A 14,282-nucleotide genomic window follows, 5' to 3' on the forward strand; every position below is an offset into this window, starting at 1 on the left:
CGCTTCCCTTGGTGCGAAAAGGTGAACCAATCGGAAAGAAAAGTTGAGAATTTAGGAATCTGCTTCTTTTTAGAAGTGGATTGTGATAGAGAGGACGTATTGGGTGGCGGGTGGAAAACCCCTCCCACAATCGGGTGGGGATACAAATATCCATTGTGTACCACGCTCCTTCCCGTAAAAATCCCCCATCCCCAGTTATTTCCCTTGACCTTTTTTGTTTTGATTTTTTATTTAACCAAAAGGTTAATTAGCTGAATGGTTAAATTAGATGAAAAGGAAGAACACCTGAATTTCACATTTCAGGCACTCGCTGATCCCACCCGTCGGAAGATCCTCATGCAATTGGTTTCTGGGGAAGCAACTGTCTTGGAACTAGCAGAACCTTTCCAGATGAGTTTACCTGGTATTTCTAAACACATAAAAGTATTGGAAAAGGCGGGGTTAATCGAAAGAGGTAAGTCTGCACAATACAGGCCTTGCCGGATCAAAGTAGAAGCTTTAGAAGAAGCTAGCTCATGGTTAGATCAATATCGAAAACTATGGGAAGAGCGACTTGATCGTCTGGATGAATACTTAATGGAACTTCAAAAATCAAAAAGGAAATTTAAAAAGAATGAATCATGATGCCAACATTACGTTAGAGGAAAAAATCGTACGAATTGAACGTAAATTTAATGCCCCATTAAAACTTGTTTGGGAAGTTTGGACAAATCCACTCCATCTTGAAAAATGGTGGGGACCAAAAGGGTTTACTAACCCCACGGTTGAGTTTGATTTTAAAGTAGGTGGTTCCTATCGAATCGTTATGCGTTCTCCAGAAGGTATCGATTATCCAGTAATCGGAAAATTTTTAGAAATCACACCTTATGAAAGTTTTGTGATGAGTGATTTGGTTGAGGAACACCCTGAAGAGTGGGTGAAAGAAGTACAAAAAATGGCTGGTGTTACCGGGGATCGATCCATTCTCAATTCGAAACTCAGAGTATTATTCGTTGAAGAAAAGGAAATTACCCAAGTGATCCTCATCACTGAATTTATGAACAATCAAATTCGTGATGGCTTCGCAAAATCAGGTATGAAGGAAGGTTGGTCACAAAGTTTTGAAAAACTAGAATCTGAAGCATTGCCGTCTCCTAATGAATTGATCATCGAAAAACGATTCGCTCATCCAATTGATTTAGTGTACCATGCATTTACAGATTCTATAAACATTCAATCTTGGTGGGGCCCAAAGGGTTTCACTACCACAACAGAGTCAAGGGATTTTAAGGTAGGAGGAGAATGGATCTTCAAAATGGTTAGCGAAGATGGAAAGGTGTATCCAAATGTAATCAAATACAAGGCCATCAAAGAAAATGAATATTTAGAATACCTTCACGGATCAGGAAATGATTCACCAAACGACGATTTTTTAGTAAAGATTTGGTTTACTCCCAAAGAAAACAACCAAACCATCATTAAAATGAAAATGATTTTTTCAAGTGCAGAAAAACGTAATGTAGTCGTTAATTTTGGAGCAATTGAAGGTGCACACCAAACTTTGAGTAAACTAAATTTTTACTTAACAAAATGATATTTTAATTATAGGATTAAATCAATGACAAGTGCAAGTTTATGGAATGATTTAAAGAAGGCATTATCGGGCTCTGAAGAAGACTATACAGAAGTCAATTTAAGAAGAGCGATTTTTTTATTATCTGTACCAATGATTCTAGAACTTGTTTTAGAATCTGTTTTCGCAGTAGTTGACATCTATTTTGTTGGTACCTTGGGCGCATCTGCTGTTGCGACCGTTGGATTAACCGAAACGTATCTGTTTCTGTTGTATTCTGTGGCGATGGGATTGTCATTTTCAGTGACCGCAATCGTTGCAAGAAGGATCGGTGAAAAAGAAAAAGATAAAGCAGGAATCGCAGCAATGCAATCCGTTTGGATTGCTATTTTAGCATCCCTACCATTTACAATAGCAGGTATTTTTTATTCTAGGGAACTATTGGCACTTATGGGAGCCGATGACTGGGTTCTAAACGAAGGTTACCACTATATGCAATGGATGTTAGGTGGAAATATCGTTATCATACTACTTTTTTTGATTAATGCAGTATTTCGCGGAGCTGGTGATGCCGCAATTTCAATGAAAGTTTTATGGATTTCTAACGGTTTAAACATAATCTTAGATCCAATTTTTATTTTTGGATGGGGACCAATCCCTGCGTATGGAATTACAGGTGCTGCCATTGCCACAACCTTAGGCCGAGGTATCGGTGTCTTGTTTCAGTTCTGGTTATTATTCCAAGGTGGCAAACACATAAAGATTCTCTTTCGGCACTTACAAATTGATTGGGAAACCATTTTCGGCATTCTAAAAACTTCACTTGGTGGAATTGGCCAAATGATTGTGGGAATGACATCTTGGATCTTTATCATGAGAATTTTATCTGAATTTGGAAGCCAAACTGTAGCCGGTGCAACAATTGCACTTCGAACCATGATGTTTACAATGATGCCATCTTGGGGCATGTCAAATGCTGTTGCTACTTTGGTAGGTCAAAATCTTGGAGCAGGTAAACCTGATCGTGCGGAACAATCTGTTTGGTTTACCGGTTATTGTAATATGGGTTATCTCATCCTTGTTTCGATCATTTATTATTTTTGCAGTGAAAGTATCATCGGGATTTTCACAGAGGATCAAACTGTCATAATGATTGGATCTGAGTGGTTACGAATTGTGTCCTATTCCTATTTTGTTTATGCTTGGTGGATGGCTGCAAGCCAAGCGTTTAATGGTGCAGGTGATACAATGACACCTACCAAAATCAATATCATTTTCTTTTGGATCATACAAATCCCATTGGCATACACTTTAGGTAAGTACTTTGATTTTGGCTACCAAGGTGTATTTTGGGCGATGATGGTATCTGAAACATCAGTGGGAATTTATACACTCTGGTTATTTACGAAAGGGAAATGGAAAGAAACAAAGGTGTGATCATTGCCGGCTAAGGAAAAAAAATCACCCAAAACGATAGATGAATATATCCAAACCTTTCCCTTGGAAGTTCAGTCGGTATTGCAGGAAGTGAGAAAATCCATTCGAGAAGTTGCACCAAATGCAAGTGAGGCGATCCGGTATGCAATCCCAACCTTCATCCAAAATGGAAATTTAGTTCATTTTGCGGCTTTTCGAAATCATATTGGATTCTATGCGCTACCATCTGGGAATGCAAAATTTCAAAAAGAATTGGCAAACTACAAAATGGGGAAAGGTTCCATTCAATTTCCGTTCGACGAACCGATCCCCTTTGCTTTGATCCAAAAGATTGTAAAATTTAGAATCAAAGAAACCTCATTGAAAGAAAAAAAAAAGGGAACGAAAAAAGTAAAACGCCGAAACAATCGATAAAAGATACGATCGGGAAAGAAACACTGGTCTTTCGCCTTATTTACTTTTGGTTTTGAATGATAGAATTTTGAAAAGATTGTCATGCGGGCGAAGGGACAAAGCCCTCTCCGCTGTTCGGACATCCTGTCCTCACTGCGCTCCGAGGCACGTCGTCGCTCAGGCGAGCCATCCAGGCTTTCTTACTGTAACATTCGTTCCCTATGGGTCACTCATGTTCCAGCTCGCGCCACTGTTCGAGTCAATCGATTTGAATCGTATGTTTGGATTTTGAAAAGATTGTCATGCGGGCGAAGGGACTCGAACCCTCGCCAGAAGCTTGGAAGGCTGCTGTGCTACCGTTACACCACACCCGCGACGTATATACATAGTTTTGGCTGAGGGTTAAGGGTCAATGATTTTTGGTTCCAGAATGTGAGGCAGGGAGAAAATGAGTCTATGGCCCTCCCGCAAGCGCTCGAAAATTACCGAAAACAGTATCGAAAAATCAAACTTTTCCAAGACATTTCCTCAGTCCTCCATTGGGACTCGGAAGTGATGATGCCTGAAGAGGGACGTGAATACAGATCTAGCCAAATTGCGGCTGTTGCAGAACTCACACATGAATGGATGACGGACAAATCATTTTTGGAACAAATCCAAAGCGCAAAACAAGCCGTGAATGACCTTCCTGAATCAGAAAGGAAAGTTTGGAATCGTGAGTTGGAAATCCTTATGGAGGAAAAGGAAAAAGCAGATAAATTACCTTCTGAATTTGTTTCGGAATTTGCAAAACTCACAAACCTAGCACACGCAGAATGGGCAGAAGCGAAAAAGGAAAAAAACTTTAAACTCTTTTCGAAACGATTGGAAGAACTTGTTCAATTATCGAAAAAACAAGCAGATTACCTTGGTTATACGACAGAACCTTACGATGCACTTTTAGATTCGTATGAAAAAGGTGCTAAGGCAAATCAAATTCAATCTTTATTTTTGGATCTAAAAAATTCACTAATTCCCATAGTTGCAAAAGCCCCTCGTTTTGAGAGTCCTTTCCAAAAACCAATTTCCGTTGCGAAACAAACCAAATTTTGTAATCGACTCCCTGCTATTTTGGGACTCACAACAAAAGAATCAAGATTAGATATAAGCAACCATCCATTTTCTACCAGTTTAGGAAAAGGTGATAAACGAATTACCACAAGGTATTCGGAAACAGATCCACTTTCTTCCATCTTCGGTGTGTTACATGAAACCGGTCATTCATTGTATGAATCTGGTTTGTCAAAAATGCCAAATTGGCCAACACCATTAACAGAATATTTAAGTTTAGGCATTCACGAATCACAAAGTCGTCTTTGGGAAAACCAAGTGGGTAGATCCTTACCTTTTTGGGAATTTATGTATCCCATACTATTGAAAGATTTTGAGCTGACTGAAGTGGAACTTCCATTTCAAAAATTGTTCAACTATATCAATAGCACTGAAAAATCAAAAATTCGAGTTGAGGCAGACCAAGTCACTTACAACCTCCATATCATATTACGATTTGAAATCGAAAGGGATTTGATCAACGGAAAGATCAAAGTAAACGATTTACCTGAGATTTGGAATCACAAAATGAAAGAAAGTTTTGGTTTGACCGTTGAAAACGATGCGGAAGGTGTTTTACAAGACATCCATTGGTCAATGGGAGCCTTCGGTTATTTTCCTACCTATACATTGGGAAATATTTTTAGTGCTCAATTTTTTAAAAAGTTTACAGAAGAATTTCCTGATTCGCATAACAAGTTTTCTGCGAATGGAGATTTTTCAGATTTATTAAATTGGTTACGAAAACACATCCATTCAAAAGGTAAAATGGTCACTATCGAAAATTTGATTCAAGAAGCAACTGGGGAGCCAGCAAACGCAAAATATCTCATTTCATATTTAGAAGATAAAGTAAAAGAAGTTTCAGTTACCAATTGATTGGAACAAAAAAGGAATCACCATGTCAGGATCAGAACAAGTATTAGAAAAACTCAGCCAACTTTCCTATTTCGATAATTTAGCATTGTACTATTTGTGTAATGAAACGCCACCCCAAACATTAGCGTTGGCATTTTTGCAAATGGATGAAAAAATCGCAGGATCAATGTTAGGTGTACTAGATGTACAACGCCGAAAGTACGTTCATGAAATGATGGCCTTACAAAAAGATTCTACAGAAGAATCGAAAAAAGCCGCAGCGGAAGGACTCCTCCTCATCGCCGACGGACTGATTTCGAGAAATTTAATTAGCAAACAAGGTCATTATTTTTTTGGGACCAAAAAATAATACATACCCAATCCCAAAAATAACCAACCTAAAAGAAAACTCACTCCTCCAAAAGGAGTGATGGCACCGAGTATTTTGATGCCGGTGATTGCAAGTGCATACAAACTAAATGAAAAGATCAAAATTCCGATTAAAAACATCCAACTTGAAATTCTGAGAAATTTTTGGGTTTTTAAAGAAACTTCCTTGGAGTCTGCAACTAACAAGATAAAGAAGGTAAGCAGCGAAACAATACTATGGTAAAAATGATATTTGTTCCCTGTTTCAAATACCACCATTAGTTCAGGGGTGATTATTTTTTTTAATCCATGTGCGCCAAAGGCACCGATGGCAACGGCCAAAAAACCAGAGAAACATATAAGTAGAATTAAAACTAAATCCGATTGCTTCTTGACAAGTTTCATATTGGATACTTCCTATTGCCTATGACTTCAGATGCATCCGGAAAGAATACTAAATTTATAAGAGTTTGGCGACAACTCAATGTTGAAGAGATAAAAAAACAGTTATTGTATATTGATGATCTTTACGGAACCTGTGGAAACTGTAAAAAACTTGGATTAAATTATCTAAAAGACAAAAAATGCCCGGACTGCGGAATCACTTTCAAATACCTAGCAACTAAATTAAGTAAGGTGGCAGACATAGGCAAAATATTAAGTAGAATCGATAAAGAAGGATTGGATCTCACTTTAATCGAAAGAGAAGATTTTGAAAGATCTAGTGCTTCCGATGCCGCAAGAGATCTATTTAAATCATAACTCAGATAAAAAACTAAAATTTAAAAGACCAACCAAATTGAGCCGTTTTGTTATGAGCGGCAGTATCTTCCCAAGCGTCAAATACACGAACCGCACGTGTGACAGCGAGAGCTGCAAAGATACCAACTGCATTTGGTGATTCCCAAACACTCCCAGGACCTTTCACGTTTAACATGTTTTCATAAATATTTTTTTTGGGTAAATTTTCCTGAGCATATAAATAGGCACCACCGGCCAAAATAAGATCACATAAAAGATAAATGCTCATACTCACAAATGTATCACGGTTGGTAAAAAGAGGAGAGTTCCAAGAATTGTATCCAACGGATGCCATTGGTGTGATCAAATTTAAACCTTGAGAAACAATATGGTATTTCTCCGATAAAGGAATGGCTGACTCATGTGGAGGTTTTTGTAATAACTCCTGTTCCATGATTTGTTTCCACATTTTCTCTTGTCCTCTGCGCGGCGATTCTATCCGGATGATCGAATCGGGAGAAGTTTTTCCAACTCTACCTACGTAGATATTAAAATCATATGGATTGTTCCATCTGTTACGATACCGATAGACAAAACCTTGTGTTTTTTCATCAGCATAAAAATCCGGATCAAGTTTATTTAATACGGCCAACAATCGAATGTTAACGTCTTCTGGGCCACCCAATATTTCAACGGTTTCACCAGCAAATAATGAATTTGGAGAAAAAATAAGTAAACCAAAGAAGAATAAAACCTTGAGCAGGTGAATCTGAATTCCCTTTTTAAAAATTTTCATGATTGGACCACTGGTAATTGAAGATATGCATTGATTAAACCTATTGAATTGTATGTTGCATGACAAGCCATCGCAATCCATAGATTTCCTGTTTTGATGTATAAATAACCGAAAAACATTCCCACACCACAAATGATGAATGGAATGGCAACTGAAGTTCCTTCTCCATAATGCAACCAACCAAACAAAAGAGAGACGATAAGTAGTCCTTCTTGGCTTAACCCTTTATCGATAAATGATTTCAGTAAAAATCCTCTAAAGAAAATTTCCTCTAAAATTCCAGTGATGATTCCGACCACATAAATTCCCCAGGCTAATAAATAACCATTTCCTTGAAGGGAGAGGTATAATTTTTTTGCAAACACTCCTGAATCCAAAGGAACCGATAACTTCTCCAGGATAGATCCAAAAAGGATCACTACAAAAAAACAAATGAGTCCGTTTACAAATCCACGTAATAAAATTGGAATTGAAAGTTCATCTTGTAAGTCAGTGACAGGGATTTGTAAAACCTTTTTGTATAATAGGTACCCAAGTCCCACATAACATAGAAACCATGGAATTGAAATTCCTAATAAGTAATGAGGTTTGTCAGAAAATACTAAATCGTAAAATTCGCTGAAAAGTACATTGGGATTTTCAGTGATTTCTTTTTGGAATTGGTCCTTGATCGGAGTGATTACTTTTTGGTATTCCGAAAGTAAACCCGAAAAGTCAAGCTTACCTTCCGAGTATTCTTCATAGAGCGGTTGGATTTGTTCTTCGGGAATCCTATGGTTCAAAACCGAATGGTTCACAAAGGCCAAAAAGAAAACGGAATAAAAAAAAGAACAAACATAAACGAGACCAAATGAATAGGCTGTGAGCCGAAAGATCTCAAAAAATCGATTCTGCATCTGCCTTACAGTTCCTCAATTTCGGCAAGAATCGTCATCGTTTTTTTGGGAAATGGTCGATAATCAGTTTAGAAGATTATGTCTAAAACCGTCGTTTTTCTCAAATGGACTGTGATTTTGCTCAATTTGGGTCTCACAAACCAGTTGTTTTCTGGCCCTCTCACACTTGCGAATTTAGACTATAGCAACCCAATACTCAAAAATCTTCGTTCCGAAATCAAAGAAAATCTAAGAATCTCGAAGTCGGGAACCAAAAGTGAAAACCTAATTCCCCTTAAATATTACGAATACAAAGTCCAAAAGGAAGATAATTTCTTCAAAATCATGGCTCGTACGGGAATGGATTTGGAAACTTTATCTTCTGTAAATGAGTTAAGTTCCCCACATGATTTATCACCCGGTATGGTTTTGGAAATTCCCAATATGCGGGGAACGTTCCATCCAGAAGAAACAGAGGCAAATGAAAAAACCAAACTTACATTGGCCAATCAGTACCAAATCAATCCAAACAAATTACAGTTTGATGCAGAACGAGGGAAATGGTTTTTGCCTGGGATTTCGATGGGCAAATCAGAAAAATCATTTTTTTACGGATTTGGTTTTCAGTTTCCACTAACAGCCGCTAGAATATCTTCCAATTTCGGAAAACGATTGGATCCTTTTACCAAAAAAGAAACTTTCCACGGTGGACTTGATATGGCCGCCAAACAAGGATCAGATGTATTTTCTTCGATGGATGGTGTAGTGAGATTTGTGGGAGAACAGGGAGGTTACGGAAATTTAATCATCATCAAACATAGTTTGGGATATGAAACTATGTATGGTCATTTACTTAACTTCTTTGTAAAACATGGCCAAAAAGTAAAAAAAGGCGAAAAAATTGGACAAGTTGGGCAAACAGGTAGAGCGACCGGTCCACATTTACATTTTGAAATTAGAAGAAATTCAAAAAGACAAAGGCCTATTTTCCAATCACATTAAAAAAAGATTTTACGACCTTTCTTGATTGTGTTACTTCTTGGAGACAATGGACTTTGAAATTCCCCAAGAAGTAGAATCACTTCGTAAAAATATCCAAAACTTTATCACTGAAGAAATCATTCCTCTGGAAAAACATTATGACTATGAAAAAGGTCGAATGCCAGAAGCCATTAACCAACAAGCGCGCGCTAAAGTAAAGGAAGCTGGTTTTTGGACACCTCACCTTCCAAAATCGGAAGGAGGATTGGGGTTAGATTTGATTGGGACATGCATCATTTTTAGTGAACTTGGTCGTTCACCAATTGCACCGTATATTTTTAATTGTGATGCACCTGATGAAGGGAATATGCACTTACTTTCGTTAGCTGCAACTGAAAAACAAAAAGAATTAATTCTGCACCCTCTCATCAAAGGGGAACTTCGTACCGCATTTGCAATGACAGAACCATCTCCTGGTGCTGGATCTGACCCTACATCACTCCAAACCAATGCAGAAAAACAAGGGGATAAATACATCTTAAATGGGCGGAAGTGGTATTGTACCGGTGCCAATGGAGCCAAGTATTTAATCGTTATAGCAAAGGTGAATGGAAGTTTTCGTAAAACGACAATGTTTCTTGTTCCAACCGATTCCAAAGGGTATACGATGGTGCGGGAAATTGAACTGATGGGTTCCCACGGGCCTGGTGGTCATTGTGAACTTAATTTTGAAAATGTGGAAGTTCCCGAGGATATGGTTCTCGGAAGGGTTGGAGAAGGGTTTAGGTTGTCACAAGAAAGGTTGGGACCTGCTCGCCTTACACACTGTATGCGATGGACAGGAATGGCAAGGCGCGCCCTTTCGATTGCTAGAAGTTATGCGAAAGAAAGAGAAGTGTTTAGCGCAAGGATAGCAGACCACCAAGGTATCCAGTGGATGTTTGCAGAACGGGCCACAGAAATTGAAATGGCCTTTCTATTAACACTCAAGGCAGCATGGCTCTTAAAAATGGGAAAAGACGCAAGGCAAGAAACATCGATGGCAAAGTGGAAAGTGAGTGAGTCTTTGTGTAACACGATCGATACGGCCATTCAAATTTGTGGTGGGAAAGGGTATTCAAGAGACTTACCACTCGAATTGTTTTATCGCGACGCGAGGGCTGCAAGGATTGCCGATGGACCTTCCGAAGTACACAAAATGGTCATTGGTCGAAACTATGTATCAGAGAAGTGGGATTTTTAACTGATTATGGACATCAAAGAACTTCAGGCGAAAGTAGAAGTCCATCTCAGTTCAGTTTGGAAGGAACCTGTAAAGATAACTGAGATTTTTCATTTGAGTGGAGGCGCATGCCAAGACAATTATGCTTTGGATCTTGTTTCCAATTCTACCAAAAAGTCCGTTGTTTTGCGAACGGATAAAGGTGGAAGTTTGCTCTCTTCTTTATCAAAACGAGATGAATACAAAGTAGCGGAACTGGTTTTTAAGGCAGGTGTCAAAACTCCCACTCCAGTGTATTTAGAAGAAGAGGCATCAGTCATTGGTTCTCCATTTTTCCTGATGGAAAAAATTGCAGGAAAAGCTACTGGTCGCTACATCACCAAAGACAAAGAATTGGATGTGTATCGTAAAACCAAAATGGTTTCTGACCTTGCTTCCAATTTGGCAAAACTGCATACAGTCACTCCTGAATCCGTAAATGATGAAGATCTAAAACAAAAATTAAAGTTAGTTACGATTCAAAATTATATACCAATCGCAATCGCTGATCTACGTAAGTCACTAGATGAACTACCAGAAGCTCATCCTGCCATCGAATTGTGTTTAAATTGGATGGAATCAAATACACCTAACATTGATAAAATTGTGTTGGTACATGGTGATTATCGAACTGGCAACTTTATGATGAATCCAGACGGTCTTCAAGGGATATTGGATTTTGAGTTTGCACACTGGGGGGATCGCCACGAAGACATTGCGTGGTTGTGTATGCGGGATTGGCGGTTTGGTCGCCTAAACAAAGAAGTTGGTGGCTTTGGTGACAGGAACGATTTTTATAAAGAATATGAAGCCACTTCAGGGATCCAAGTAGATCCATTCAAAGTGACCTTTTGGGAAATTATGGGAAATATTCGTTGGGCAATTGGAAGTGCGCAACAAGCAGAAAGGCATTTGTCAGGCAAAGACAAAGGGATTGAACTTGCTTCCATTGGAAGGAGGACGGCAGAAATGGAATGGGAAGCCATGCGTCTCATTGAGGAGATAAACAATGCAGTATAGACCAGACTCAAAAGAATTACTCCAAGCGATCCAAGACTTTCTCATGAAAGAGTTACTTCCAAAATTGGAAGGTGATGATTTATTATCTTATAAAACTTTAGTTTCCTGGAATATGTTAGGTGTGATTGCAAGAGAAATTGATCATTCAGATTTTTCAAACACCTGGTCGGAAATTTTAGAATCAAATTTGTCTATTTGCGATTTAGAAAACAAATACCCAATGGATACCTTTCATAAACTATCCAAAAAAGAAAAAAGTAAAGTGCTTCGCGAATGGAACCAAAATCTTGCATTGCTCATTCGTAAAAAATCCAAATTTTCAGAAACTCATCAATTTGAACCCTCCCAAATCAAAATAGAATTGGATATAAAACCAAAAAGCCAGGTTTGGAATTTGGTCAAATCACAATTAAAAGAAAACCTATCCGTCTCCAATCCGAGGTTCCAAACTTAAATGTCGTATTTGTATTTAGTAAGGCATGGACAGGCGGATCGACTTGGTAAAAATTATGACCAACTAACAGAACTTGGATGGAAACAAGGCAAACTTTTGGGTGAATACTTCAAAAATCACAGAATTGAATTTGATTCCGTTTATACTGGTACATTGAACCGACAAAAACAAACCGCGGAAGCAATCATCAAAAGTTTTTCCTCAGATCGTTTTTGTATCCCTGACCCGTTGGAAAATTCTGCTTGGGACGAATTTGATTCTCGAATGTGGTTAGGTATCGCTGCCAAAATTCGGAATTCTAACGAAAATTTTGCAAAATTATACGAATCCTATAAACAATCCTGGGAAGAAGGAAAGGAAGAAACTCGTAGTTACTTCCAAGAACTCATACAACTTGTGTTAGCGGATTGGGTGAATGGAGTTTGGGATCCAGTAGAACCATACACATTCAAAGAATATGTTCAAAAAGTTAAACAGGGTCCAAAGGAAATTCCAAATGATGTGAAAAGCACTTTGGTAGTTTCTTCCAGTACTCCGATTGCCATTATGATGGGACTTTCTTGCAAAATGGATCTTAAAGAATATCCAATCTTTATGAAGTCCATTTTGAATTCATCTCTTAGTGTCTTCCGTCGTGTTTCGGACGGATGGGAACCTGTGAGTTGGAACGGGACTCCTCATTTACAAGATCCTGATCTCATAACGATCGTATAAGCTTTCGAATGGTTAGATCATTGGGCAAAAGAAGAAAGTAACTTCACTCGGTTTTTTGCTTTTTGCCCCCAACCTGACCTAGGATAATTTTTATACAAATGGTCCATGGCTGCCAGTTCTTCTTCATTTGTTTTGCTATACCGAACTGTAATTTTTGGTTCCTCTTGGAATTTAAAGTCTACGGTAACATGAAAACTTCCCATAAATACAACCGTTCCTGGTAATAAATCAATTCTTGATTTTCGAATATCATCCAATTCAAAATCGATATCAATTTTATTTGGTTGTTTAGTGCTACCGAATGCAAAATCAGAAGCGCCACGATTTAATAAATGAATTGCATCAAAGATTTCGTATTGGCCTTCTTTTAAGTTTTGAAAGTAATAATAGTGACCAGAACTTTCACTGTATTCGATTGATTTTTCCCCTTTGCGTAAGGTAACTTTTTGGAAACGTGGGTCAATCAGTTCATCCAATATCATTTCATCTTTTACGATTGTCATATGCACAATGATCAAACTACTTTGCGAATTTTTTGGACCAAAACTGGAGCATTCAGGGAACAAATAGGTAACGAAAAGTAAAATCAAAATTTTACGAAACACTCCAGAAGTGATTTTCTCCCATTTAGAAATTTTTTTCCCTTCTAATTGTGTTTCGTTGTTAGTTTCCATTTCAGTATGCTTTTCATTTTCCGAATTTGAACTCATGTTTGGCAAAGTCCTTAACCCATTGGGTATTGAATTTTTTTAGAAACAGCATTGATCTCGGACAAAATTTCATCGGAAAGGATGACATCAGTCGCCTTCAAAGATTCTTCTAACTGTTCTACAGTATTGGCACCAATGATTGTGGAAGCTACGAAATCATGTTGTTTGCTCCAGGCAACTGACATGACAGTCGAACTCATTCCATACTTTGTCGCAATTTCCATTAATTCTTTTGTAGATGCTAATGTTTGTTCGTTTAGGAATCGATTTGACATCCTTTTTTGTCTTTCTCCTTCCACCATATAACGAACAAAACGTGCCCCTTCAGGCTTTGTTGTTCCATTGTATTTTCCTGTGAGGACACCACCTGCAAGTGGAGAATAAGGTAATAAGGATACACCTTCCTTTCGGCAAACCTGAGCCAACTCATCTTCAAAACGGCGATTCAAAATGGAAAAATTATTTTGGATGGAGTCATATCGGATTAAATTGTATTTATCTGATGTCCAAAGGCTTTTCATAAGTCCGAATGAGGTTTCATTGGAACAACCTGCATACCGGATTTTGCCTTCTTCCTTTAACTCTGTGAGTGCTTCCATGGTTTCGTCATAAGAAACATCATGGTCAGGCCAATGTGTTTGGTACAAGTCTATGGTTTCAACACCTAACCGTTGCAAGGATCCTTCGATTGCTCTACGGATATGGTATTTATCAAGGGCAGTTTTCCCTTCACGGAGTGGTGGGCTAAACCATCCATGTCCAGGGCCTGCTACTTTCGTGGCGATCAGGATCCCATCTCTAGGTTTTGTTTTTAGCCACTTTCCAAAAATCTCTTCTGTTCGATGTACCCATGATTTTTGTGGTGGAACCGGATAAATTTCTGCCGTATCGTAAAAATCAATGCCAGCATCATAGGCTCGGTCTAAAATCCGAAACGCCTCATCTTCGTTACATGAAGATCCAAAAGTCATGGTTCCCATACAAATTTCGGAAACCACCATTCCTGTTTTTCCAAGTCTTCGTTTTTTCATG

At 38.3% G+C, this 14,282-nt stretch carries 17 protein-coding genes and 1 tRNA gene; 12 read left to right on the top strand and 6 right to left on the bottom strand.

Features of this window, described 5'->3' with window-relative positions:
* The first annotated feature begins 255 nt into the window (after positions 1-255).
* Genes EHQ62_RS13595 through EHQ62_RS13610 form a run of 4 tightly spaced genes read left to right on the top strand, consistent with a single transcriptional unit; the run spans position 256 to position 3,403 of the window.
* On the top strand, positions 256-624 hold the full coding sequence (locus EHQ62_RS13595; protein WP_135643595.1) for an ArsR/SmtB family transcription factor: 369 nt from the start codon (positions 256-258) through the stop codon (positions 622-624).
* Positions 614-1,573, top strand: coding sequence for an SRPBCC family protein (locus EHQ62_RS13600; protein ID WP_135643597.1), 960 nt, complete (start codon positions 614-616; stop codon positions 1,571-1,573). The genes EHQ62_RS13595 and EHQ62_RS13600 overlap by 11 nt, the downstream gene beginning before the upstream one ends.
* A gap of 24 nt (positions 1,574-1,597) precedes the next feature.
* Positions 1,598-2,989, top strand: a complete 1,392-nt coding sequence (locus EHQ62_RS13605; protein WP_135643599.1) for an MATE family efflux transporter — start codon at positions 1,598-1,600, stop codon at positions 2,987-2,989.
* 3 nt (positions 2,990-2,992) lie between these two features.
* Positions 2,993-3,403, top strand: a complete 411-nt coding sequence (locus EHQ62_RS13610) for an iron chaperone (RefSeq protein WP_135643601.1) — start codon at positions 2,993-2,995, stop codon at positions 3,401-3,403.
* Positions 3,404-3,685: 282 nt separating this feature from the next.
* Here the strand turns inward: EHQ62_RS13610 and EHQ62_RS13615 are convergent.
* Positions 3,686-3,756, bottom strand: a tRNA-Gly gene (locus tag EHQ62_RS13615).
* 82 nt (positions 3,757-3,838) lie between these two features.
* Here EHQ62_RS13615 and EHQ62_RS13620 point away from each other — a divergent pair.
* Both EHQ62_RS13620 and EHQ62_RS13625 read left to right on the top strand, forming a co-directional pair.
* Positions 3,839-5,350, top strand: a complete 1,512-nt coding sequence (locus tag EHQ62_RS13620) for a carboxypeptidase M32 (RefSeq protein ID WP_135643603.1) — start codon at positions 3,839-3,841, stop codon at positions 5,348-5,350.
* 22 nt (positions 5,351-5,372) lie between these two features.
* A complete protein-coding gene (locus EHQ62_RS13625; RefSeq protein WP_015676596.1) occupies positions 5,373-5,699 on the top strand; it encodes a hypothetical protein in 327 nt (108 codons plus the stop codon).
* Here the strand turns inward: EHQ62_RS13625 and EHQ62_RS13630 are convergent.
* Complete coding sequence (locus tag EHQ62_RS13630; RefSeq protein WP_135643605.1) at positions 5,675-6,103, bottom strand: DUF423 domain-containing protein; 429 nt, start codon at positions 6,101-6,103, stop codon at positions 5,675-5,677. The genes EHQ62_RS13625 and EHQ62_RS13630 overlap by 25 nt on opposite strands.
* A 21-nt stretch (positions 6,104-6,124) precedes the next feature.
* Here EHQ62_RS13630 and EHQ62_RS13635 point away from each other — a divergent pair, with 21 nt between their 5' ends.
* The gene (locus tag EHQ62_RS13635) at positions 6,125-6,460 is read left to right on the top strand and encodes a hypothetical protein (protein ID WP_135633152.1); all 336 of its coding nucleotides are present in this window, start codon (positions 6,125-6,127) and stop codon (positions 6,458-6,460) included.
* 13 nt (positions 6,461-6,473) lie between these two features.
* On the opposite strand, the gene EHQ62_RS13640 is transcribed toward EHQ62_RS13635, so the two are convergent.
* Together EHQ62_RS13640 and EHQ62_RS13645 are read right to left on the bottom strand one after the other, a co-directional pair.
* Positions 6,474-7,235, bottom strand: coding sequence for a hypothetical protein (locus EHQ62_RS13640; RefSeq protein ID WP_135643607.1), 762 nt, complete (start codon positions 7,233-7,235; stop codon positions 6,474-6,476).
* Positions 7,232-8,131 (bottom strand): CPBP family intramembrane glutamic endopeptidase, encoded by a 900-nt coding sequence (locus EHQ62_RS13645; protein WP_135643609.1) that lies wholly within the window; start codon positions 8,129-8,131, stop codon positions 7,232-7,234. The genes EHQ62_RS13640 and EHQ62_RS13645 overlap by 4 nt, the downstream gene beginning before the upstream one ends.
* Positions 8,132-8,209: 78 nt before the next feature.
* Between EHQ62_RS13645 and EHQ62_RS13650 the strand changes: the two genes are divergently transcribed.
* Genes EHQ62_RS13650 through EHQ62_RS13670 form a run of 5 tightly spaced genes read left to right on the top strand, consistent with a single transcriptional unit; the run spans position 8,210 to position 12,540 of the window.
* A complete protein-coding gene (locus tag EHQ62_RS13650) occupies positions 8,210-9,112 on the top strand; it encodes a LysM peptidoglycan-binding domain-containing M23 family metallopeptidase (protein WP_135643611.1) in 903 nt (300 codons plus the stop codon).
* 46 nt (positions 9,113-9,158) lie between these two features.
* The gene (locus EHQ62_RS13655; RefSeq protein WP_135643612.1) at positions 9,159-10,334 is read left to right on the top strand and encodes an acyl-CoA dehydrogenase family protein; all 1,176 of its coding nucleotides are present in this window, start codon (positions 9,159-9,161) and stop codon (positions 10,332-10,334) included.
* A 6-nt stretch (positions 10,335-10,340) separates the two neighbouring features.
* Positions 10,341-11,372 (top strand): phosphotransferase family protein, encoded by a 1,032-nt coding sequence (locus EHQ62_RS13660; RefSeq protein ID WP_135643614.1) that lies wholly within the window; start codon positions 10,341-10,343, stop codon positions 11,370-11,372.
* Positions 11,362-11,826, top strand: coding sequence for a hypothetical protein (locus tag EHQ62_RS13665; protein ID WP_135643616.1), 465 nt, complete (start codon positions 11,362-11,364; stop codon positions 11,824-11,826). The genes EHQ62_RS13660 and EHQ62_RS13665 overlap by 11 nt, the downstream gene beginning before the upstream one ends.
* Entirely contained in the window at positions 11,827-12,540 is a 714-nt protein-coding gene (locus tag EHQ62_RS13670; protein ID WP_135643617.1) for a histidine phosphatase family protein, read from the top strand.
* 17 nt (positions 12,541-12,557) lie between these two features.
* On the opposite strand, the gene EHQ62_RS13675 is transcribed toward EHQ62_RS13670, so the two are convergent.
* Both EHQ62_RS13675 and EHQ62_RS13680 read right to left on the bottom strand, forming a co-directional pair.
* A complete protein-coding gene (locus EHQ62_RS13675; RefSeq protein ID WP_135643619.1) occupies positions 12,558-13,250 on the bottom strand; it encodes a hypothetical protein in 693 nt (230 codons plus the stop codon).
* 14 nt (positions 13,251-13,264) lie between these two features.
* A complete protein-coding gene (locus tag EHQ62_RS13680) occupies positions 13,265-14,281 on the bottom strand; it encodes an aldo/keto reductase (RefSeq protein WP_135633137.1) in 1,017 nt (338 codons plus the stop codon).
* Position 14,282: the final 1 nt, after the last annotated feature.

It is taken from the genome of Leptospira jelokensis, from assembly GCF_004769635.1.
Taxonomy (GTDB): Bacteria; Spirochaetota; Leptospiria; order Leptospirales; family Leptospiraceae; genus Leptospira_A; species Leptospira_A jelokensis.